This is a genomic window from Micrococcus sp. KT16 (assembly GCF_003315015.1).
Lineage (GTDB): Bacteria > Actinomycetota > Actinomycetes > Actinomycetales > Micrococcaceae > Micrococcus > Micrococcus luteus.
Genome location: NZ_QNRG01000014.1, coordinates 13,537 through 34,850, shown reverse-complemented (window position 1 = coordinate 34,850; position 21,314 = coordinate 13,537). Strand labels below are relative to the sequence as shown.

Genomic DNA, 21,314 nt, shown 5'->3' with positions numbered 1-21,314 from the left:
GCGGCCGTCGGGTCCCGTCCGCTCCCCCACGGCCAGCCCCCCGGGACGCGACGACGCCCCGCCCCTCCGGAGGGAGGGACGGGGCGTCGGGTGCTCGGCGCGGGCCGTCAGGGACGGTCACGCACCGCGGCGATCAGTTGCCGGTGAGCTTCTCGCGCAGGGCGGCGAGGGCCTCGTCGGAGGCCAGGGTGCCTCCGTCCGAGGACGGGGCCTCGGAGGAGTAGGACGAGCCGCCCAGGCCCGCACCGGCGTCGGCGCCGGCGGTGGCCTCCTCCTGGAGGGAGCGGCGCACCTGCTCCTTGTGGGCCTCCCAGCGGGCCTGAGCGTCGGCGTACTGCTGCTCCCAGGCGGCGCGCTCGGTCTCGAAGCCCTCCATCCACTCGTTGGTCTCGACGTCGAAGCCCTCGGGGTACTTGTAGTTGCCCTCCTCGTCGTACTCCGCGGCCATGCCGTAGAGCGCCGGGTCGAACTCGGTGCCCTCGGGGTCCACGCCCTCGTTGGCCTGCTTGAGGGACAGGGAGATGCGGCGACGCTCGAGGTCGATGTCGATGACCTTGACGAACAGCTCGTCGTTGACCGACACGACCTGCTCGGCGGTGTCGATGTGGCGCGAGGCCAGCTCCGAGATGTGCACGAGGCCCTCGATGCCGTCCTCCACGCGGACGAACGCACCGAACGGCACGAGCTTGGTGACCTTGCCCGGCACGACCTGGCCGAGGGCGTGGGTGCGGGCGAAGAGCTGCCACGGGTCCTCCTGGGTCGCCTTCAGCGACAGGGAGACACGCTCGCGGTCCATGTCCACCTCGAGGACCTCGACGGTGACCTCCTGGCCCACCTCGACGACCTCGGACGGGTGATCGATGTGCTTCCAGGACAGCTCGGAGACGTGCACGAGGCCGTCCACGCCGCCCAGGTCCACGAAGGCGCCGAAGTTGACGATGGAGGACACGGTGCCGTTGCGGACCTGGCCCTTCTCCAGCTTGTGGAGGAAGTTGGAGCGGACCTCGGACTGGGTCTGCTCGAGCCAGGCGCGGCGGGACAGGACCACGTTGTTGCGGTTCTTGTCCAGCTCGATGATCTTCGCCTCGAGCTTCTGGCCGATGTAGGGGGCCAGGTCGCGCACGCGGCGCATCTCCACGAGGGAGGCCGGGAGGAAGCCGCGCAGGCCGATGTCGAGGATGAGGCCGCCCTTGACCACCTCGATGACGGTGCCCTCGACGACGCCGTCCTCCTCCTTGATCTTCTCGATGTCGCCCCAGGCGCGCTCGTACTGGGCGCGCTTCTTCGAGAGGATCAGGCGACCCTCCTTGTCCTCCTTGGTGAGGACCAGGGCCTCGACGGTGTCGCCCACGGCCACGACCTCGTCCGGGTCCACGTCGTGCTTGATGGACAGCTCGCGGGACGGGATGACGCCCTCGGTCTTGTAGCCGATGTCGAGCAGGACCTCGTCGCGGTCCACCTTGACGACGGTGCCCTCGACGAGGTCGCCATCGTTGAAGTACTTGATGGTCGCGTCGATGGCGGCGAGCAGGTCCTCGGCAGAGCCGATGTCGTTGATGGCGACCTGCGGGGCGTTGGAAGTGGTGGTCATGTAGGAGGGACTCCGTTGGGATCGGGGGTCACGTCGGGATCGATGCCGCCGGTGGGCGGCATCCGGGCACCAGAGGGGCCCCACCCGGCGTGGGTCGTGATGGACATGTATCAAACGCGCACGAATGTGCTCGTCCAGCGTATCAGAAGCCGACGAGGGTGTGCAGGGGTCGGCTGGGTCGCACAAGCCCGTCGAACGCCTCCGCCGCGCCGGCCCGCAGCTCCGCCACGACACCGGCCTCCGCCAGCACCGCGGCGCCGGCCCCGCGGGAGTGCCCGCCGAGCCAGAGCGCGGAGAACCGGGCCGCGTCGAGCCGGAGTCCCGCGCCCAGGCCCACGGCGTCGGCCGCGGGGCCCAACCGCTCGGCGGCGCCGCGCCCCTGGCGGACGGTGAGCCGCCACGTCCCGTCGATCGCGCCGAGCGCGTCCTCGACGGCGACGACGACCTCCCCGTCGCCCGCCCAGCCACGGGCCGCCATGGCGGCGGGCAGGTTCAGGACCCGCAGGTACAGGTCGTCGGAGCCGCGGTGCCGACTCACCCGCCGCTCGTCGACGAAGAGCGCCTCGAGCCAACCGGGCTCGGGCGCGCGGCCCCACTCGATCCGCTCGACCAGGTCCAGTCGGGCCAGGTGGTGGACGAGCCCGCGCCGCGCGTCGGCGGTCGCCGCGAGGAACGCGGTGACGGTGATCGTGGGCGGCTCCTTCTCCCAGCCCTCGAACCGATACAGCGCGACGCCCTGGACCCGCCCGTCGTCGTCGCGGTGGACCGCCGCGTACAGCCCCGAGCCGCGCCCCTCGTTCCGACTCGCCTCGCGGTCCTCCCAGCGATGCACGCTGAACGAGGTCCGCTGGACCGAGCCCGGGGTGGCCGGCAGCACCCGCCCGTACAGCTCGTCCACGAGGCCGGGGATCTCCCGCGGCTCCTCGACCGTGACCCGCCCGCCGGCCGGGGCGCCCGTGAACGCGGGGGCGCCCGAGACGTCGATCCGCACGGCGTGCCACCGGGTGGCGGCCCCGAAGCCGAAGCGGCCGTAGATGGCGGCCTCGGTCGCGGTCAGGGCGGCCGCGCACAGGCCGGCGTCGCGGGCGTCCGCGAGGGACCTGAGCATCATGGCCCGCAGCACGCCGCGCCGGCGGGCGTCCGGCGAGACGGTCACGTCGGTGATCAGCCAGGCGTCGACGGTGCGGCCGGGCCACGTGGTCAGCGGCTGCACGAAGTCCTCGAAGGTGGCGGCGGGGCGGCGGGCCGCCGGGTCGTCCCCCGGCGCGTAGACGCCGAGCCGGCGCCGTCCGTCGGCCGCGTGGGCCTCGAGCTGCTGGCGGAGCGCGGCGCCCGTGGGCACCGTCTCGTAGAAGCCCCGTTCGACCGCGGCCGCGAAGTGCGATGCGGCGGGGTCCTCGGGGCCGAGGACCCCGAGGTCGCGCAGCGCGAGGCCGTGCTCGCCGAGCCGGGCCTCGGCGGCGTCGGCCAGCCGCCGCAGCGACGGACCCTCCGGTGTGTCAGTGTGCGGCGTCATGCCAGCTCCTTCCCCGGCCGACGTGCACGTCGAGCGGCACGGAGAGCTCGGCCGCCCGGCCCATCCGCTCCTTCAGGAGCGCCGTGGCCTGCTCGAGCTCGGCGGCCGGGACCTCGAGGATGAGCTCGTCATGGACCTGCAGCAGCAGCCGCGAGGCCAGCCCGTGCTCCTCGAGGCCGGCCTGCACGTCGAGCATCGCGCGCTTGATGATGTCCGCGGCCGAGCCCTGGATGGGGGCGTTGAGCGCGGCGCGCTCGGCCATGTCCCGCAGCTGACGGTTGTCCGAGCTGAGGTCCGGGAGGTAGCGGCGGCGCCCCTCGATCGTCGAGGTGTACCCGTCCTGTCGGGCCTGCGCGACGACGTCGCGCAGGTAGTCGCGCACGCCGCCGAAGCGGTCGAAGTAGCCCTTCATGAGGCCGCGCGCCTCGTCCACCGAGATCTTCAGCTGCTTGGACAGCCCGAAGGAGGACAGCCCGTAGGCCAGGCCGTAGCTCATCGCCTTCACCTTGGCGCGCTGCTCGGCGGTGACGTCGTCCGGGTCCACGCCGAACACCTGCGAGCCGACGAACGAGTGCAGGTCCTCGCCCTCGCGGAAGGCCTGGATCAGCCCCTCGTCCTCGGACAGGTGCGCCATGATGCGCATCTCGATCTGGGAGTAGTCGGCCGAGAGCAGCACGGCCTGCTCGCCGGCCACCTCGTCCGCCACGAACACCTCACGGATGCGGCGGCCCGCCTCGGTGCGCACCGGGATGTTCTGGAGGTTCGGGTGCAGCGAAGACAGCCGGCCCGTGGCGGCGGCGGTCTGCGAGTAGGTGGTGTGGATGCGGCCGTCCGGGGCGACGGTCTCGAGCAGCCCCTCCACGGTCTGCCGGAGCTTCGTGGCGTCACGGTGGGCCATCAGGTTCTCGAGGAACGGGTGCCGGGTCTGCTCGAGCAGGTCCTGCAGCGAGTCCACGTCCGTGGAGTAGCCGGTCTTCGTCTTGCGCGTGCGCGGCATGTTGAGCCGCTCGAACAGCACCTCCTGCAGCTGCTTGGGCGAGCCGAGGTTGACCTGCATCCCGCCGGTCTCCTCCGCGACGGACGCCCACGCGGACTCCTTGGCGGCGTCGGCGGCGTCGGTGAAGTCCTCGCGCAGGCCGGTCAGGGCGTCGACGTCGACGGCGATGCCGGTCAGCTCCATCCGGGCGAGCAGCCGCGAGAGCGGGATCTCGAGCTCCTGCAGCAGCCGCTGGGCCCCGCGGTCGAGCACCTGGGGCGTGAACTGGGTGGAGAGACGGCGCACCACCCAGGCGGCCCTCACGGCGTCCGCGGCGCGGTCCGCGCGTTCGGCGGCGGCCTGACCCCCGTCGAGGTCGAACGTCCCCTGCGCCCGCTGCTGCGCGGGCTCGCGCGGGGCGGTGAGGGGGGTGTGCAGATGCGCCTCCGCCAGCGCCTCGAGCGAGGTGTCCCGCCGGTCCGGCTGGATCAGGTAGGCCGAAAGCAGCACGTCGTCCACCACGCCGTCCAGGGCCGCGTCCCGGCCGAGCCCGTCCCCCTCGGTGGGCGCGGCCAGCGCCTTGAGCGTGCGCTTGAGGTCGTGCACGGCCTTGGCCAGTCCGCCCTCGCCCAGGGCCTCGCGCACGGCGGCCACCAGCGCCGGGTCCGGGGCGTCGCCGTCGAGGGTGACGTGCAGGCCCGCGTGCTCGCCCACCAGCGCGACGCCGACGGGCGTGCCGAACGTGCCGGGCACGGGCACCTTGCGGCGGGGCAGCAGGGCCGGGCCCTCGACGTCCACGTGGACGCCGAGCAGGTTGCCGGCCTCGGCGGCGAGGAAGGATCGCACGTCCTCGGCCGTCGTCGCCTCGGTGAACTCCGGGGCGGCCTCGACCTCGGGGGGCGGCGCGTCCTCGCCCACCCGCTCACCGAACACCTCGAACACGCGCTCCCGGATGCGGTTGAACTGCAACGCGTCGAACAGCTCCTCCACGGGCTCGCGCTCCGGCATCTCGAGCCGCATCGCCTCGAGCCCGATCGGCAGGTCGAGGTCGCGCACGAGGGCGTTGAGGCGGCGGTTGCGGCGCACGTCCTCGAGATGCTCGCGCAGCGCCTCCCCCTTCTTGCCCGTGATCTCGTGCGCGTGTGCGAGCACGCCGTCGAGGTCCCCGTACTGCTTCAGCCATTTCGCGGCGAACCCGGGACCGACGCCGGGGACGCCGGGCAGGTTGTCCGCGGCCTCGCCGACGAGGGCCGCGAGCTCGGGGTACTGGGCGGGGGCGACCCCGTACTTGGCCATGACGGCGTCCGCGTCCATCGGCGGGATGTCGGAGACGCCCTTCTTGGGGTAGAGCACGGTGGTGCGCTCGGAGATGAGCTGGAACGCGTCCCTGTCACCGGAGACGACGACGGCCTCCCACCCCGCCTCCTCGGCGCGCGCGGACAGCGTGGCCACGATGTCGTCGGCCTCGTAGCCCTCCAGCGTGAGCGTGGGGATGCCCAGGGCCTCCATGACCTTCACGGTCAGCTCGATCTGGCCCGCGAACTCCGCGGGCGTCTCGGAGCGGCCCGCCTTGTACTCACCGTACTCCTCGGAGCGGAACGTGGGCCCGGAGAGGTCGAACGCCACGGCCACGTGCGTGGGCCGCTGCTGCCGGATCATGGTCAGGAGCATGGCGGTGAAGCCGTACACGGCGTTCGTGTGCTGGCCCGTGTCCGTGGCGAAGTTCTCGGCGGGCAGCGCGTAGAACGCGCGGAACGCCATCGAGTGCCCGTCCAGGACCAGCAGCCGCTGCGGGGCCTCTGGGGTCGGATCTGCCGCCATGGGTGCTCACGTCTCCTCTCGGCGCGCGGCGCGGGGCGCACCGGTCGCGTGTGCCAGCCTAGTGCTCATGAGTGAGCACACTGCGACCACCCCCGCCGCCTCCGACCGCGTGTACCGCCCCGGCGTCACCCCCGAGCTGAGCCCCGCCGAGCTGGCGGCGGCCTGCGCCGAGGCCGGTCTGACGCCCGAGCTCGTCGCCGCGCTCGGCGGCGCGGCGATCAGCCCCCTCGCCCAGAAGATGGGTCTGCGCTTCCTCGAGCTCACGGCCGAGCGAGCCGTCGCCACCCTGCCCGTGGCGGGCAACGAGCAGCCCGTCGGGCTGCTGCACGGCGGCGCCCACCTCGTGCTCGCCGAGTCCCTGGGCTCGATGGCCGCGAAGATCCACGCCGGGCCGGACCGCAACGTCGTCGGGGTCGAGATCAGCGCCACGCACCACCGGGCCGTCCGCTCGGGCCTCGTGACCGGCACCGCGACCGCCGTCCACCTGGGCGGCACCCTCGTCACCCATGAGGTGGTGATGACGGACGAGCAGGGCCGGCGGCTCTCGACCGCCCGCATCACTAACCTGGTCCTGGCGCCGCGCCCCTGAGGCGGCACGGCCCGCCCCGGGAGACGGGACGGGCCGGTCCGACGCCGCGTGCGAGCGGTCTCAGACCTCGTCCGGCGCGCGGGGAGCGGGCTCGCCGTGCTCGCGCCCCGGGGTGTCCTCGGCGAGCTCGTCGTAGTGCCCGGGGTTCATGGGCACCCCGGTGAGGTAGGCCGAGCGGCCCAGGGCCATGGTGGCCACCGAGGCCGAGCCCAGCTGCAGCACCACGATCAGGGCCACCTTCACGAACGCGGCCACCCCCGGGGCCAGTAGCAGGGCGCCCACCACGATCAGGATCATCCCGACGCCGCCGGCGGTGCCCACGGCGGAGACGCGGGTGTAGGGGTCGGGGAACCGGATCAGACCGAGTCCCGCGGTGACGAACGCAAGGGCTCCGATCACCACGAGCACGGAGCCGGCGGCGGTCAGGACGACGTCCACGGGTGCGACCTCCTCAACGCTTGCCGCGCGTGAGCGCGCGGGCCAGGGACATGCCGGACAGGAAGGCCACGACCGCGGCGATCAGGACCAAGTCGAACGTCCACGGGTTGTCCGCCCGGACGCCGAACAGCACGAGCATCCCGAGCACGCTGAACGTGAGCAGGTCGCCCGAGACCGCGCGGTCCGCGTCGAGCGGGCCCACCACGATCCGGTACGCGGACACGAGCGCCGACACGGTCAGCAGCGCGATGGCCAGGTCGATCCCCACCAGGGACCAGTCGTAGGCGAAGGGCATCATGCCACCCCCGTCTTCCGCATCGCGTGGAGCATGCGCGCCTCCATGTCGTGGATCTCCGCGCGCAGGGCGTCGGCGTCGTCAGCGTACAGGCCGTGCACGTAGAGCAGGCGCCGCGCGTCCGGGTCACCGTCCTCGTCACCGACGGCGCCGGCACGCCGGGTGCCCAGCGTCAACGTGCCGGGCGTCAGGGTGATCAGCGCCGAGAGCAGGGTGACCTCGGCGTCCGTGCGGCAGTTGCTGCGCACGCGGGCGATGCCCGAGCGCGCCTGGACGCCGGGGGTGACGAGGTCCTTGATGACCGCCTTCGAAGAGGTCACCAGGGCCCACGCGTACCAGCACCAGAACACGAGCCACCGCCAAGGCCAGGACACGGCGGAGGCCGTGCCGGGCGCCAGGTCGACGGTCCCGTCGGCGGGGGCGACGGTGTGCATGGGGGCGTCTCCTTCCGGAGGCTGCGGGAGTGCGGTGCTCATGGGTTGAGCACCGCCTCGATGTACCTGCTGGGGTCCATCAGGCCCTGAGCCGCGAGGTCGGTGACGGTCCACAGGGCCTGACCGCCGAGCCCGAGGGCGAGGGTGGCCATAGCTAGGACGACGGCGGGGGCGGCCAGCCGGCCTGGGATGCGGGAGCGCGTGACGTCCTCGTCCGGATCCACGGTCACCGGCAGCACGCCCGTGGGCGGATCGAGGGTTTCCTGCGAGGCCCACGACTCGGTGCGCTCGTGGTCGGTGCTCGAGCCGCGGCCGGAGGGCGACGGCACGGAGCCCGCCCGGCCCACGATGGGCATGGCCGCGGTGGCCAGGCGCTCGCGGTGCCCGTGTGGGGCCGTCGGAGCGCCCCAGAACCAGGCGTCCCACACCCGCAGCAGAGCCCACAGGCTCACCAGGGAGGCGCCCAGCACCAGCGCAGCGGTGACACCGCGGCCGGCGTCCAGGCCGGCGCTGACGAGCATGAGCTTGCCCACGAACCCGGAGAAGGGCGGGATGCCGACCAGGGAGAGCAGGCCCACGAAGAAGGCGACGGCGATCAGCGGCTCGCGCCGGGCCAGGCCCTGCAGGTCCGCGAGACGGCCGGTGCCGTAGCGCACCTCGATCGCGCCGGCCGCCATCAGGAGGCAGCCCATCGCCACCATGTGGTGCACGAGGTAGAACAGGCCCGCCGCGAGACCCAGGCGCGTGGAGAGCCCGAGTCCGACGAGGATGCCGCCGATGCCGCTCACCATCTGCCACGACAACACGGCGCGCACACCGTGCTCACCGACCGAGGCGAGCGCACCCACCACGAGGGTGGCGAGGGACAGGACCAGGATGAGCGGCAGCAGACGCGCATCGCCGTCGTACATGACGGAGTAGATCCGGTAGAGCCCGTACACGGCGACCTTGGTGTGCAGGGCGGCGAAGAGGGCCGTCACCGCCGGGGAGGTCGAGGAGTACGCCCAGGCCAGCCAGCCGTGCAGCGGGGCCACCGAGGCCTTGATGGACAGTGCGAACAGCACCATGCCCGCGGCGATCGCGATGCGTGGGTCCGCCGCGGCGGACCCGGCGAGCATCGCGAGGTTCACCGAGCCGGTCAGCCCGTAGACGAAGCCGACGCCGACCAGGAGGATCGTGGAGGTTAGCAGGTTGAGGGTGACGTACAGCCGCGCCCCGTCCACTCGGCGCAGGGGCTCACGGCGGTTGGCGGAGAGGACGTAGAGGCCGTAGCTGGGCACCAACATGACCTCGATGAACACGAACAGGTTGAACAGGTCCGCCGTCAGCAGGGCGCCGTTGACTCCGCCGATGAGGATCAGGAGCAGCGGGGCGAAGAACTGGGAGTTAGCGACGCGGGAGCCGTAGGCGAACGCCGCGCCCACGATCGTGAGGGCGCTCGTGAGCACGAGCATCAGGGCGGACAGCATGTCCGCTGCGAAGCCGATCCCGATGCCCCCGGGCCAGCCGCCCAGCGAGGTGGCGAGCACGGACCCGTCGAGGGCGTGGACGCCCAGGGCCAGCCCGCCGGTGGTGACGAGTCCGAGCACCGCGAACAGGACTGCCCGGTGGAGGCGGGGACGCTCCCCCGCCAGCACGAGCAGACCGGCGGACAGCAGCGGGACGGCGGCGAAGAGGGGCAGCAGCTGGCCCAGCGGGACGGCGCTCATCGACGCACCTCCGGGCCCTGGCCGGCGTAGTGCTGCGCGATCCGGCCGGCCGCGGCGTGCCGCTCCTCGCGCGGGAAGCGTGCGTCGGCGGCGGCCTGCTCCAGGGAGTCGCGGGTCTCCCCCGGCGAGGCCACCGCGTCGTCCGCGCGCCCGGTGACGGCCAGCGCGAGCAGCAGCACGGTGATCGCGAAGGCGATCACGATAGCGGTCAGGACGAAGGCCTGCGGCAGGGCATCGGCCTGCACCTCGACGTCTGAGGTCCCCGCGAAGGGCAGCCCGCGGCGGTCGGTGCCGCCCGCGGCGATGATGGCCAGGTTGGCGGCGTGGCCCAGCAGGACCATGCCGAGGATCACGCGCAGCAGCTCGCGCTTGGAGAACAGGTAGAACGCGCCGAAGGTCAGAAGTCCCACGGTAAGGGCGACGGTCATCGGGTGACCTCCTCTCGTGCAGTCGTGGTGGTCGGGGCCGAGGGATCGGAGGACGGGGCCGCCGGCGCGACGCCGGGGTCACGGCTCGAGGCGCGGAGCGGGTCCTCACCCGGCCGCTCGGGGCCGAGCAGGGAGAACGCGGCCACGATCAGGCCGATCACGGCCAGGTACACGCCCATGTCGAACGCGAGCGTGGTGGAGAGCCCGTAGTCCAGGACCTTCACTCCCGCGGCTCCGAGGAAGCCCTTGCCGGTGAGGTAACCGACGATCCCCGTCGCGGTGCCGACGGCGATGCCCGAGCCGATGAAGGCCAGGTACGGCCACCGCAACTCCGGGGCCGTGTCCGAGTCGGCGGCCAGGTAGAGCAGGGCGTAGCCGGCACCGGCGACCAGTGCGGCGATGAAGCCGCCGCCGGGCTCGTAGTGCCCGCGCAGCAGCAGGAACGCGGACAGCAGGATGATCAGCACGCCGAAGACACGGCCGAACACCCGGATGTGGACGAGGTTCTCGCGCACGTGGGCGAGTGGGGAGCGCATGTCCACGGCGGAGGGCTGTGGAGGCGTCGGCCGACGGTTGAGCAACAGGGCCGCGATGGTCAGCGCCGTCGCCCCGAGCACGGTCATCTCGCCCCACGTGTCCACGGCGCGGAAGTCCACGAGGATCACGTTCACCACGTTGGTCCCCCCAGCCTGGGCATAGCTCTGGGTCAGGTAGAAGTGGGCGATCTCCGACATGCTGGAGCGGCCGGTGAACGCGAGCACGCCCAGGGTCGCGGCGACGCCGGCGACGGAGGCGGCGAGGACCGCCTGCATCCTGCGCGGGGTCGGCTCGTCGCTGAAGCGGGCGGGCAGGCGGCGCAGCAGCAGCACCATGACGCACACCGTGAGCACCTCGACCATCAGCTGGGTCAGGGCCACGTCCACGGCGCCGAGGGTGAGGAACCACAGGGTCATGCCGAACCCTACGACGCCGACCACCACCATGGCGGCGATGCGCGTCTTGGCGCGGATGGTGGCGATCACGCCGGCACCCACCAGGACGACCAGCACCCAGTCGTGCCAGCGCGAGGGCTGGCCGACGACGGCGGGCAAATCCTCGATCGTGGCGACACCGGCCACGGCGAGGAGCCCCAGGACCAGGGCGGGGATGAGGAGGTGGGGGCGGGGAGCCAGGGTGCCGGAGGCGCGCGAGACGACCGCGCCGACGCCGATCAGCCGGTGCCGAACCTCGTCCACCGCATCCAGGGCGGAGAACGGCAGGGCGGCGTGGGAGGCCACGCGCTCCACCGGGCGGCGCAAGGCCACCAGCAGCAGACCGAGCACGATGATGGCGGCGGAGACGAGCAGGGCCGTGTTCACGCCGTGCCACAGCGCCAGGTGCGCGTGCACCTCCGCGCCGGAGGCGGCCTCGGCCGCGTAGGAGACGGGGGTGTCCAGCACACCGGGCAGCAGGCCCAGGGCCACGCCCGCGGCCGCGGCCAGCACGGGCACGCCCCAGAAGGTGGCAGGAGCCTCGTGGACCTCGTCCTCCCGGCCGGTCGGCCACGAATGGGCGGCCCCGTCCGGGCTTGGACCCCAGAGGCCCAGGGCGCCGAGCACGAGACGGCCGGAGTAGGCCACGGTGAACACGGAGGTCAGGGCGATGCCGGCGGTGACGAGGACGGGGAGCCATGCGGGACCGGGGGTCCCGAGAGCGGCCTCGACCAGGCCCTCCTTGGAGATGAAGCCGAACAGCGGCGGGATGCCCGCCATCGACAGGGCGGCGACGGCGATCGCCGTGCCGGTGACCGGCATGCGCACGTGGCGGGCCGCGAGCTCTCGCAGGTCGCGGGTGCCGGCCTCGTGGTCGACCACGCCGATCAGCATGAACAGCGCCGACTTGAACAGCGCGTGCGCCACGGTGTGCACGATCGCCGCGGTAAGCGCGACGGGGGTGCCGATGCCGATGGCGGTCACCAGCAGGCCCAACTGGCTCATCGTGGAGTAGGCCAGCAGACCCTTGAGGTCGTGGCGACGGATCGCGGAGACGGCGCCCAGCAGGGCCGTGATGAGGCCCGAGCCGATCAACAGCGCGGACCACACCGGGTTCCCGGCCAGGACCGGGCTGAACACCAGCAGCAGGAAGATGCCGGCCTTGACCATCGCCGCGGCGTGCAGGTAGGCGGAGACCGGGGAGATGGCCACCATGGAGTCCGGCAGCCACGCCTGGAACGGGAACTGGGCGGACTTGGTGAACGCGGCCACCGCCAGCAGGACGGCGACCGTGGTGGTGAAGCCCGCCTCGGACCACACGTCCGAGGCCAACACCCCGGACAGCGAGGCAGTGCCGGTCCGCACGGCCATGAGGGCGACGGCGGCCAGCAGCGCGAGGCCGCCGCCCACGGTCACGAGCAGGGTCCGGATCGCGGGGTCGCGGGCGTGGTCCCCCGAGCGCCCGATGAGGAAGAAGGAGGTGAAGGAGGTGAACTCCCACGCGACGAAGAGGACCACGATGTTGTCGGCGAGCACCAGCAGCAGCATCGACGCCGCGAACGCGGTCATCAGCAGGTAGAAGGAGCCGGGGCGGCTCTCCGCGCGGTCCCGGCTGAGGTACCGGCTGGAGTAGGCGAGGATCGCCGCGCCGATGACGAGGACGATCATGGCGAACACGAGGGCCAGGCCGTTCAGCCGGAGGTCGAGGTCCACCCCGATCGCGGGGATCCACGGATGGTGCTCCGTCCGGACGCCGCCCGTCCACGCCGCGACCAGCACGCCGGCGGCGGCGAGCAGGGGTGCGGCCAGGACCCAGCCCGCGTCCCTGCCCAGCGCGCGGGAGGCCGGGACGGCCGCCACCACCGAGAGGAGGGTCAGCAGGAGACTGGTCAGGAGCACAGGACACCACTCAGCTCGGGTCGATCGGTCACGGACACGGCGCCCACGGCGGGTGGCCGCGCGCCGACGGTGCCCGAAGTGGGACTCGAACCCACACGCCTCTCGGCACCGCATTTTGAGTGCGGCGTGTCTACCGATTCCACCATTCGGGCAGTGCCGCCCGGAGGCGGGACTCGATCACCCTATCAGCGCCCCGACCCGGCGTCCTCGGCCTTCCGGCGAGGGTCCCCGCCGCCGCGCCCGCGCCGCGCCCATCGCGCACGGTAGCCTGGTGGACCACCAGCGGCGCCGCACCGACGCCGTCCCGGCCCGCACGAAGGAGCTGCCGTGTCCACGCTGACGCCTCCCGAGGAGACCGGCCTGCGGGCCGTCGTCGCCGAGGACGAGACCCTGATCCGCCTCGACCTGGTGGAGGTGCTCACCGGGGCGGGATACCGGGTGGTCGCCGAGGCCGGCGACGGCCGCGCCGCCGTCGAGGCCGTGCGCGAGCACCGCCCGGACATCGTGGTGATGGACGTGAAGATGCCCGTGATGGACGGCATCGCGGCCGCGAGCGAGATCGCCGGGGAACGGCTCGCCCCCGTGGTCATGCTGACCGCCTTCAGTCAGCGCGAGCTGGTGGAGCGCGCCCGGACCGCCGGGGCCATGGCCTACGTGGTCAAGCCCTTCACCGAGGCCGACCTGGTCCCCGCCATCGAACTGGCCGTGGCCCGCTTCGACGAGCTGCGCAGCCTCGAGGCCGAGGTGCGGGACCTGGGCGACCGCCTGGAGACCCGCAAGATCGTGGACCGGGCCAAGGCGCTGCTCCAGGAGCGGATGCGCCTGACCGAGGCCGAGTCCTTCCGCTGGATCCAGAAGACCTCCATGGACCGGCGCCTGACCATGCGGGAGGTCGCGCAGGCCGTCATCGACCAGGTCGGCTGAGCGGCGCCCGCGCGCTCGTCAGAGCGGGGAGCGGGCCGGCCAGAAGCCGAGCGGCTCGCGCGTCTGCGGCGAGGCGGCGGACGAGCCGCCCGCGGCGTCGTCGCCCACGCGGTGCACGCGCAGCGTGTTCGTGGAGCCCACGGCCCCGGGAGGGGACCCGGCGGCGATGACCACGAGGTCGCCGTGCTGGGCGATGCCCTCCGATGTGAGCGACTGCTCCACCTGGAGGGTCATCTTGTCCGTGGAGTCCTGGAACGGGACCATCTTCGGGTAGACGCCCCAGGTCAGGCACAGGATGTTGTGCGTGTGCTCGTGGTGGGTGAACGCGTAGATCGGCTGACGCGGCCGCAGGCGGCTGAGCCGACGGGCCGAGTCGCCGGACTCGGTGAACGTGGCGAGGAACGGGATCTCGAGCTGGTTCGCGACCTCGACGGCGGCCCGGGTGATCGCGCCGCCGCGCGTGCGCGGACGCGAGCCGAGCGGGTGGATGAGCTCGAGGCCGTGGGTCTCGGTGGACTCGATGATCCGGGCCATCGTCTGGACCGTCTCGACCGGATATGCGCCCACCGAGGTCTCGCCCGAGAGCATGACGGCGTCCGCGCCGTCGAGCACGGCGTTGGCGCAGTCCGAGGCCTCGGCGCGCGTCGGGCGCGGGCTGTCGATCATCGACTCGAGCACCTGCGTGGCCACGATGACCGGCTTCGCCCAGCGGCGGGCGAGGTCCACCGCGCGCTTCTGCACCACGGGCACGTCCTCGAGCGGCAGCTCCACGCCGAGGTCGCCGCGGGCCACCATGATGGCGTCGAACGCGTCCACGATGGCCTCGAGGTTCTCCACCGCCTGGGGCTTCTCGATCTTGGCGATGACCGGGACCCGGCGCTCCTCCTCGTCCATGATCTCGTGCACCCGGTCCACGTCCGCGGCGTCCCGCACGAAGGACAGCGCCACCATGTCCACGCCGGTGCGCAGCGCCCAGCGCAGGTCCCGCTCGTCCTTCTCGGACAGGGCCGGCACGTTCACCGCCACGCCGGGCAGGTTGATCCCCTTGTTGTCCGAGACCATGCCCGGCACCTCGACCTCGGCCAGCACGTCCGTGTCCGTGACCTCGACGGCGCGCAGGCGCACCTTGCCGTCGTCCACCAGGAGCACGTCACCGGGGGCGACGTCCCCGGGCAGCCCCTTGTGGGTGGTGCCCACCAGCTCGCGGGTCCCGGGCACGTCCCGGGTGGTGATGGTGATCCGATCGCCCCTCTCGAGCAGATGCGGGCCGTCGGTGAAGCGGCCGAGGCGGATCTTGGGGCCCTGGAGGTCCGCGAAGATCGCGACCGGGCGCCGCTCCTCCACGCTCAGCCGACGCACCCGCTCGTAGGACGTCTCATGCACCGCGTGGTCGCCGTGGCTCATGTTGAGGCGGACGACGTCCGCCCCCGCGCGGATGATGGCGCGGGTGGTCTCGTCGGAGTCGGTGGCGGGCCCAAAGGTGGCGATGATCTTCGCGTGTCGCATGCGACCCACGATAGGGGGCGGGCCCGCCCTCGGTGGAGGGCGGGCCCGCGTGGCGTCGGAAGATGAGACGGAGAACTCAGCCGAGGACGAGGCCGCGGTCGTCCGGGTCCACGGGGTGCGGCAGTCGGGACCAGCGCTCGAGCGACTCGTCGACCTCCTGCGCGCACGCACGCCCCTCGGCGATGGCCCAGACCACCAGGGAGGCGCCGCGCCCGGCGTCGCCGCACGCGAACACGCCCGGCTCGTCGGTCTCGTACCCGTCCTTCCGGGCCACGAGCCCGCGTGTCACGTGCACGCCGAGCTGCTGCGTGAGCAGCCCCTCCTCGATGCCGGTGAAGCCCAGCGCCAGCAGCACCAGGTCTGCCTGGACCTCGCGCTCGGTGCCCGCCTTGGGCCCGCGCGTGCCGTCCTCGCGGTACTCGGTCTCCGCCACGCGCAGGGCGCGCACGCGGCCGTGCTCGTCGCCGAGGAACTCGACCGTGGAGGCAAGGTGCGCGCGGGCGCCGCCCTCGGCGTCGGCCGTGGTCTGCTGGTGGACCTTGGGGATCGTGGGCCACGGCTGGTGGACGGGGCGCTCGACCGGCAGCTGCTGGCCGATCGCCAGCGTCGTCACGGACGCCGCCCCCTGGCGGTGCGCGGTGCCGATGCAGTCCGCGCCCGTGTCGCCGCCGCCGAGGATCACCACGTGGCGCCCCTCGGCGGAGATCTGGTCCGGGACCTCGTCGCCGGCGACCGCGCGGTTGGACTGCACGAGGTAGTCCATGGCGAGGTGGATCCCGTCGAGGCCGCGGCCGGGGACGGGCAGCTCGCGGGCCACGGGGGCGCCGGTCGCCACGATCACGGCGTCGAAGCGGGCCTTGAGCTGGTCCCAGGGCAGGTCGACGCCGATCTCCACGCCGGTGCGGAACCGGGTGCCCTCGGCCTCCATCTGCGCCAGGCGCCGGTCCAGGACGTCCTTCTCCAGCTTGAAGTCCGGGATGCCCAGCCGCAGCAGGCCGCCGAGGCGCTCGTCGCGCTCGTAGACCACCACGGTGAAGCCGGCGCGGGTGAGCTGCTGCGCCGCGGCCAGTCCCGCCGGGCCCGAGCCGACGACGGCCACGGTGTGGCCGTTCAGGCGGGCCGGCACGACCGGCTCGAGCCAGTCGTTGTCGAAGATCTGCTCCGCGATCGCCACCTCGGTCTGCTTGATGGTGACCGCGGGCTGGTTGATGCCCAGGGTGCAGGAGTCCTCGCACGGGGCGGGGCAGATCCGCCCGGTGACCTCGGGGAAGTTGTTGGTCGAGTGCAGTCGCGCGGCGGCCTCGTCCCAGCGTCTCCGCCGGACCAGGTCGTTCCACTCCGGGATGAGGTTGCCCAGCGGGCACCCGGAGTGGCAGAACGGGATGCCGCAGTCCATGCACCGGCCGGCCTGGGTGCGCACGATCGCCTCGTCCTGGCGGACGTACACGTCCTTGAAGTCCATGATGCGCACCGGCACCGGACGCGTGGGGCGCTCGACGCGCTCCCGGTTCTTCAGGAATCCGCGCGGATCAGCCACGGGTCACCTCCAGCAGTCGGTCCCAGACGGCCTCCCCGTCCGGGTCGAGTCCCTCGGCCGTCGCGGCCTGACGGGTGCGCAGCACGAGGTCGTACTGCCGGGGCAGGACGGTCGTGAAGCGGTCCCACGCGGCGTCGGCGGCGTCCCCGCCGGCCCGCAGGTCGGCGAGCAGCGCGGCGGCGACGGCGGAGCCCGTCTCCGCGCGGTGCAGCTCCAGCAGCTCGGCGATCCGCAGCCGGTCCTGCGCGGACGGCGCCTCGAGGATCAGGGCGTCCTCGCGGACGGCGAGTGGGTTCAGGTCCTCCCGGTCCAGGTCCAGCACCCAGGCCCGCCCGCCGGACATGCCGGCGGCGAGGTTGCGGCCGGTCTCGCCGAGGATCAGCGCCTCACCGCCGGTCATGTACTCCAGGCCGTGGTCGCCGATGCCCTCGGCCACCGCGGTGGCGCCGGAGTTGCGCACGAGGAACCGCTCCCCCACGCGGCCGCGCAGGAACAGCTGGCCCGAGGTGGCGCCGTAGCCGATCACGTTGCCGGCCACGGTGTTCTCCTCGGCCACGAACGGGGCCTCGGCGTCGGGGCGGACGATCACGCGTCCCCCCGACAGGCCCTTGCCGACGTAGTCGTTGGCGTCGCCCGAGAGCCGCAGGGTGACGCCGGCGGGCAGGAAGGCGCCGAGGGACTGGCCGGCCTCGCCCGTCAGGCGCACGGTGATCGTGTCGTCGTCCAGCTCGTCGGCGAGCCGCGTGCTCGTGACGTGGTAGCCCAGCAGCGTGCCCACGGACCGGTCCGTGTTCACGACGGCCTCGTCCATCACGACGGGCGTGCCCGTCGTGAGCGTGTCCCCCAGCCGGGCGATGAACCGGTGGTCGATGTGGGAGGCGAGGTCGTGGTCCTGCTCGGTGGTGCGGCGCATGGGCGCGTCCTCGCGGCCCGGACGCCGGCCGACGGAGGGGTCCGCGAGGATGCCCGAGAGGTCCAGGCCCTCGGACTTCCAGTGGTGCAGGGCCGCGTCCACGTCGAGCAGCTCGCGGTGGCCGATCGCCTCGTCGAGCGTGCGGAAGCCCAGCTGCGAGAGCAGCTCGCGGACCTCCTGCGCGATGAACTCGAAGAAGTTGACGACGAACTCGGGCTTGCCCGTGAAGCGCGCGCGCAGCTCGGGGTTCTGGGTGGCCACGCCCACGGGGCACGTGTCCAGGTGGCACACGCGCATCATGATGCAGCCGGAGACCACGAGCGGGGCGGTCGCGAAGCCGAACTCCTCGGCCCCGAGCAGTGCGGCAATCACGACGTCCCGGCCGGTCTTGAGCTGCCCGTCCACCTGGACGGTGACGCGCTCGCGCAGGCCGTTGAGCATGAGCGTCTGCTGCGCCTCGGCCAGGCCGATCTCCCACGGGGTGCCCGCGTGCTTGAGGGAGTTCAGCGGGGAGGCGCCCGTTCCGCCGTCGTGGCCGGAGATGAGCACGACGTCGGCGCGCGCCTTGGCGACGCCCGCGGCCACCGTGCCCACGCCGGACTCGGAGACGAGCTTGACGTGGACCCGCGCGGTCGGGTTGGCCCGCTTGAGGTCGTGGATCAGCTGCGCCAGGTCCTCGATCGAGTAGATGTCGTGGTGCGGCGGCGGCGACACCAGGGAGACGCCCGGGGTCGAGTGCCGCGTGCGGGCGACCCACGGGTACACCTTGGTCCCCATCAGCTGGCCGCCCTCGCCGGGTTTGGCGCCCTGGGCCATCTTGATCTGCAGGTCGGTCGCGGTGGCCAGGTACAGGCTGGTGACGCCGAACCGGCCCGAGGCGATCTGCTTGATCTTCGAGCGGCGCTCCGGGTCCAGCAGGCGCTCGGGGTCCTCGCCGCCCTCGCCCGAGTTCGAGCGGGCGCCGAGGCGGTTCATGGCGATCGCGAGGGTCTCGTGCGCCTCCTGCGAGATGGAGCCGTAGGACATCGCGCCGGTGGAGAAGCGGCGCACGATCGACTCGACGGGCTCCACCTCGGAGACGGGCACCGGCGGCCGCTCGCCCGTGCGCAGGCGCATGAGCCCGCGCAGGGTCATGAGCTCCTCCGCCTGGTCGTCCACGCGACGCGTGTAGTCCTTGAAGACGTCGTAGCGCCGCTCCCGCGTGGAGTGCTGGAGGCGGAACACGGTCTCGGGGTTGAACAGGTGCGGCGCGCCCTCGCGCCGCCACTGGTACTCGCCGCCCACCTCGAGCTCGCGGTACGGGTTGATGTCGTTGCCGTCCGGCGGATACGCGAACTCGTGGCGCGCCTGGATCTCGGCGGCGACGACGTCGATGCCCACGCCGTCGAGCGGGCTCGTGGTGCCCACGAAGTAGCGGTCCACGAAGCGCCGGGACAGGCCGAGCGCCTCGAACGTCTGGGCGCCGGTGTAGGAGGCGACCGTGGAGATGCCCATTTTGGACATGATCTTCTGGACGCCCTTGCCGAGCGCCTTGATCAGGTTCGCCACGGCCTGCTCGGCGGTGACGCCCGAGACCTCTCCCGTGCGCACGAGCTCCTCGGCGGACTCCATGGCCAGGTACGGGTTGACCGCGGAGGCCCCGTAGCCGAGCAGGACGGCCACATGGTGGACCTCGCGCACGTCGCCCGCCTCGACGATCAGCGAGCTCTTGGTGCGGTTGGCCGAGGCCAGCAGGTGGTGGTGCACGGCGGAGGTCAGCAGCAGGGACGGGATCGGCGCCCACTGGGCGGTGGCGCCGCGGTCGGACAGCACCACGTACTCCACGCCGCGGTTGACGGCGGCCGAGACCTGCTCGCAGATCGCCTTCAGCTGGGCGCGGAGCTCCTCGACGCCTCCGGCCACCCGGTACACGCCGTTCACCTTGAGGGTCAGGCGGGTGCCGTCGGCGTCGCGCAGGTGCTGGATGCGGGCCAGCTGGTCGTTGTCGATCACGGGGAACGGGACGTCGACCTGGCGGGTGCGCACCTGCTCGAGGGAGAGCACGTTGCCCTGCGGGCCGATCGCGGTGCGCATCGAGGTCACCTGCTCCTCGCGGATCGCGTCGAGCGGCGGGTTCGTCACCTGGGCGAAGGACTGCACGAAGTAGTCGAAGAGCAGCCGGGGCCGCTTGGCGAGGACGGCGATGGGCGTGTCCGTGCCCATCGCACCGAGCGGCTCGGCGCCCGTCTGGGCCATCGGCCCGACGAGGATGCGCAGCTCCTCCGAGGTGTACCCGAAGATGCGCTGACGCTGCAGGATCGACTCGGAGGTGTGGCGGACGTGCTCGCGCTCGGGGAGCGACTCCAGGTCCAGGAGGTTCTGGCGCACCCAGTCCTCCCACGGCTGGGCGGAGGCGACCTCGGCCTTGATCTCGTCGTCGCCGATGATCCGGCCCTGCTCGGTGTCCACGAGGAACATGCGCCCCGGGGCCACGCGCCCCTTGCGCACCACCGCCGAGGGCTCGATCGGCACGACGCCGACCTCGGAGGCCAGGACGACGAGGCCGTCGTCGGTGACCCACCAGCGGGCGGGGCGCAGGCCGTTGCGGTCCAGCACGGCGCCCACCTGGGTGCCGTCGGAGAAGGCGACGGCGGCCGGTCCGTCCCAGGGCTCCATGAGCATGGAGTGGTACTGGTAGAAGGCGCGGCGGGCCGGGTCCATGGTCGCGTGGTTCTCCCACGCCTCCGGGATCATCATCATGATCGCCTGGGTGAGCGGGCGCCCGGAGAGCATGAGCAGCTCCGCGACCTCGTCGAAGGAGGCCGAGTCTGAGCCGATGGGGCTGATCAGCGGGAACAGGTCCTCGGGGACCTCGCCGAGCATCGGGTGCTTGAGCTGGCCCTGACGGGCGCGCATCCAGTTGCGGTTGCCCTTGACCGTGTTGATCTCGCCGTTGTGCGCGATGGTGCGGAACGGCTGGGCCAGCGGCCACGAGGGGAACGTGTTGGTGGAGAACCGCGAGTGGACCACGCCCAGCCGGGTGGTGAACCGCTCGTCGGAGAGGTCCGGGTAGAACGGCTCCAGCTGGGCCGTCGTCAGCATGCCCTTGTAGACGATCGTCTGGGACGAGAGCGAGGGGAAGTAGACGCCGGCGCGGGACTGGGCGCGGCGGCGCACCCGCCACGCCCGCACGTCCAGCGACTGCCCCGGCTCGGTGCCGTCCTGACCGTCCGCCAGGGACAGGAACAGCTGCTCGAACGCGGGCATGGCCGCCCGGGAGCCGACGCCCAGGGCCGAGGGGTCGGTGGGCACCTCGCGCCACGCCAGGACCTGCAGCCCCTCCTCCTCGGCCAGCCGCTCGACGGCCTCCTTCGCCTCGGCGCGCTCGCCGTCGACGGGCGGCAGGAAGGCGGTGCCGGCGACGTACTCGCCCACGGGGGGCAGCTCGGCGTCGACGACGGCACGGAACAGCTCGTCGGGGATCTGGGTCAGCAGGCCGGCGCCGTCGCCGGTGCCCTCGTCGGCGCCCACCGCCCCGCGGTGCTCGAGCGCGCGCAGGGCGGTCAGCGCGTGCTGGACGATGTCGTGGCCCGGGGTGCCCCGCAGGGTGGCGATGACGGCGAGGCCGCAGTTCTCGGTCTCCCGGGACGGGTCGTAGAGGCCCTGGGCGGCGGGGATGTCCGCATAGCGGACGAAGGGATCCACCGGTCCCCCCGCGCGGGGGGCCGAGGCGGGCGAGGATGCCACGGGCATGGTGCCGTCCTTTCCGGAGAGCAGGGGCTCGGACG

Annotated in this window: 14 protein-coding genes and 1 tRNA gene; 2 read left to right on the top strand and 13 right to left on the bottom strand. The window is 72.8% G+C overall.

What is annotated here, in order from left to right:
• Nucleotides 1–133: 133 nt before the first annotated feature.
• The 3 genes from rpsA to polA form a co-directional block, all read right to left on the bottom strand.
• Nucleotides 134–1,591 (bottom strand): 30S ribosomal protein S1, encoded by a 1,458-nt coding sequence (gene rpsA / locus DE149_RS10000; RefSeq protein WP_036315338.1) that lies wholly within the window; start codon nt 1,589–1,591, stop codon nt 134–136.
• A gap of 142 nt (nt 1,592–1,733) precedes the next feature.
• Nucleotides 1,734–3,107 (bottom strand): GNAT family N-acetyltransferase, encoded by a 1,374-nt coding sequence (locus DE149_RS09995; RefSeq protein ID WP_113914424.1) that lies wholly within the window; start codon nt 3,105–3,107, stop codon nt 1,734–1,736.
• Complete coding sequence (gene polA, locus DE149_RS09990) at nt 3,091–5,904, bottom strand: DNA polymerase I (protein WP_060973951.1); 2,814 nt, start codon at nt 5,902–5,904, stop codon at nt 3,091–3,093. Before polA ends, DE149_RS09995 begins: the two co-directional genes overlap by 17 nt.
• A gap of 67 nt (nt 5,905–5,971) precedes the next feature.
• Here polA and DE149_RS09985 point away from each other — a divergent pair, with 67 nt between their 5' ends.
• Nucleotides 5,972–6,493, top strand: a complete 522-nt coding sequence (locus tag DE149_RS09985; protein ID WP_070708811.1) for a PaaI family thioesterase — start codon at nt 5,972–5,974, stop codon at nt 6,491–6,493.
• A gap of 60 nt (nt 6,494–6,553) precedes the next feature.
• On the opposite strand, the gene DE149_RS09980 is transcribed toward DE149_RS09985, so the two are convergent.
• The 7 genes from DE149_RS09980 to DE149_RS09950 all read right to left on the bottom strand — a co-directional run bounded on the left by DE149_RS09980 (nt 6,554) and on the right by DE149_RS09950 (nt 12,819).
• Entirely contained in the window at nt 6,554–6,931 is a 378-nt protein-coding gene (locus DE149_RS09980; protein WP_036315347.1) for a monovalent cation/H(+) antiporter subunit G, read from the bottom strand.
• A 13-nt stretch (nt 6,932–6,944) separates the two neighbouring features.
• Nucleotides 6,945–7,229, bottom strand: a complete 285-nt coding sequence (locus DE149_RS09975) for a monovalent cation/H+ antiporter complex subunit F (RefSeq protein WP_010078747.1) — start codon at nt 7,227–7,229, stop codon at nt 6,945–6,947.
• Nucleotides 7,226–7,660, bottom strand: a complete 435-nt coding sequence (locus tag DE149_RS09970) for a Na+/H+ antiporter subunit E (RefSeq protein WP_010078748.1) — start codon at nt 7,658–7,660, stop codon at nt 7,226–7,228. Before DE149_RS09970 ends, DE149_RS09975 begins: the two co-directional genes overlap by 4 nt.
• Nucleotides 7,661–7,698: 38 nt before the next feature.
• The gene (locus tag DE149_RS09965; RefSeq protein WP_010078749.1) at nt 7,699–9,369 is read right to left on the bottom strand and encodes a monovalent cation/H+ antiporter subunit D family protein; all 1,671 of its coding nucleotides are present in this window, start codon (nt 9,367–9,369) and stop codon (nt 7,699–7,701) included.
• Nucleotides 9,366–9,797 carry a cation:proton antiporter subunit C gene (locus DE149_RS09960; protein ID WP_010078750.1) on the bottom strand — a complete coding sequence of 144 codons (432 nt, stop codon included), beginning with the start codon at nt 9,795–9,797 and terminating at the stop codon, nt 9,366–9,368. The genes DE149_RS09965 and DE149_RS09960 overlap by 4 nt, the downstream gene beginning before the upstream one ends.
• Nucleotides 9,794–12,667 (bottom strand): DUF4040 family protein, encoded by a 2,874-nt coding sequence (locus tag DE149_RS09955; RefSeq protein WP_113914423.1) that lies wholly within the window; start codon nt 12,665–12,667, stop codon nt 9,794–9,796. The genes DE149_RS09960 and DE149_RS09955 overlap by 4 nt, the downstream gene beginning before the upstream one ends.
• 70 nt (nt 12,668–12,737) lie before the next feature.
• Nucleotides 12,738–12,819, bottom strand: a tRNA-Leu gene (locus tag DE149_RS09950).
• 175 nt (nt 12,820–12,994) lie between these two features.
• Here DE149_RS09950 and DE149_RS09945 point away from each other — a divergent pair.
• On the top strand, nt 12,995–13,591 hold the full coding sequence (locus tag DE149_RS09945; protein WP_113914422.1) for an ANTAR domain-containing response regulator: 597 nt from the start codon (nt 12,995–12,997) through the stop codon (nt 13,589–13,591).
• 18 nt (nt 13,592–13,609) lie between these two features.
• Here DE149_RS09945 and pyk read toward each other — a convergent pair whose 3' ends face one another.
• The 3 genes from pyk to gltB form a co-directional block, all read right to left on the bottom strand.
• On the bottom strand, nt 13,610–15,097 hold the full coding sequence (pyk, locus tag DE149_RS09940; RefSeq protein ID WP_113914421.1) for a pyruvate kinase: 1,488 nt from the start codon (nt 15,095–15,097) through the stop codon (nt 13,610–13,612).
• Between the two features lie 76 nt (nt 15,098–15,173).
• The gene (locus tag DE149_RS09935) at nt 15,174–16,634 is read right to left on the bottom strand and encodes a glutamate synthase subunit beta (RefSeq protein WP_020624213.1); all 1,461 of its coding nucleotides are present in this window, start codon (nt 16,632–16,634) and stop codon (nt 15,174–15,176) included.
• Nucleotides 16,627–21,279 (bottom strand): glutamate synthase large subunit, encoded by a 4,653-nt coding sequence (gltB, locus tag DE149_RS09930; protein ID WP_113914420.1) that lies wholly within the window; start codon nt 21,277–21,279, stop codon nt 16,627–16,629. The genes DE149_RS09935 and gltB overlap by 8 nt, the downstream gene beginning before the upstream one ends.
• Nucleotides 21,280–21,314 lie beyond the last annotated feature (35 nt).

Bases quoted from the DNA above. Each gene is read 5' to 3' on its own strand.
- rpsA (WP_036315338.1), bottom strand. From the start codon at position 1,591: ATGACCACCACTTCCAACGCCCCGCAGGTCGCCATCAACGACATCGGC.
- DE149_RS09995 (WP_113914424.1), bottom strand. From the start codon at position 3,107: ATGACGCCGCACACTGACACACCGGAGGGTCCGTCGCTGCGGCGGCTG.
- polA (WP_060973951.1), bottom strand. From the start codon at position 5,904: ATGGCGGCAGATCCGACCCCAGAGGCCCCGCAGCGGCTGCTGGTCCTG.
- DE149_RS09985 (WP_070708811.1), top strand. From the start codon at position 5,972: ATGAGTGAGCACACTGCGACCACCCCCGCCGCCTCCGACCGCGTGTAC.
- DE149_RS09975 (WP_010078747.1), bottom strand. From the start codon at position 7,229: ATGATGCCCTTCGCCTACGACTGGTCCCTGGTGGGGATCGACCTGGCC.
- DE149_RS09970 (WP_010078748.1), bottom strand. From the start codon at position 7,660: ATGCACACCGTCGCCCCCGCCGACGGGACCGTCGACCTGGCGCCCGGC.
- DE149_RS09965 (WP_010078749.1), bottom strand. From the start codon at position 9,369: ATGAGCGCCGTCCCGCTGGGCCAGCTGCTGCCCCTCTTCGCCGCCGTC.
- DE149_RS09960 (WP_010078750.1), bottom strand. From the start codon at position 9,797: ATGACCGTCGCCCTTACCGTGGGACTTCTGACCTTCGGCGCGTTCTAC.
- pyk (WP_113914421.1), bottom strand. From the start codon at position 15,097: ATGCGACACGCGAAGATCATCGCCACCTTTGGGCCCGCCACCGACTCC.
- gltB (WP_113914420.1), bottom strand. From the start codon at position 21,279: ATGCCCGTGGCATCCTCGCCCGCCTCGGCCCCCCGCGCGGGGGGACCG.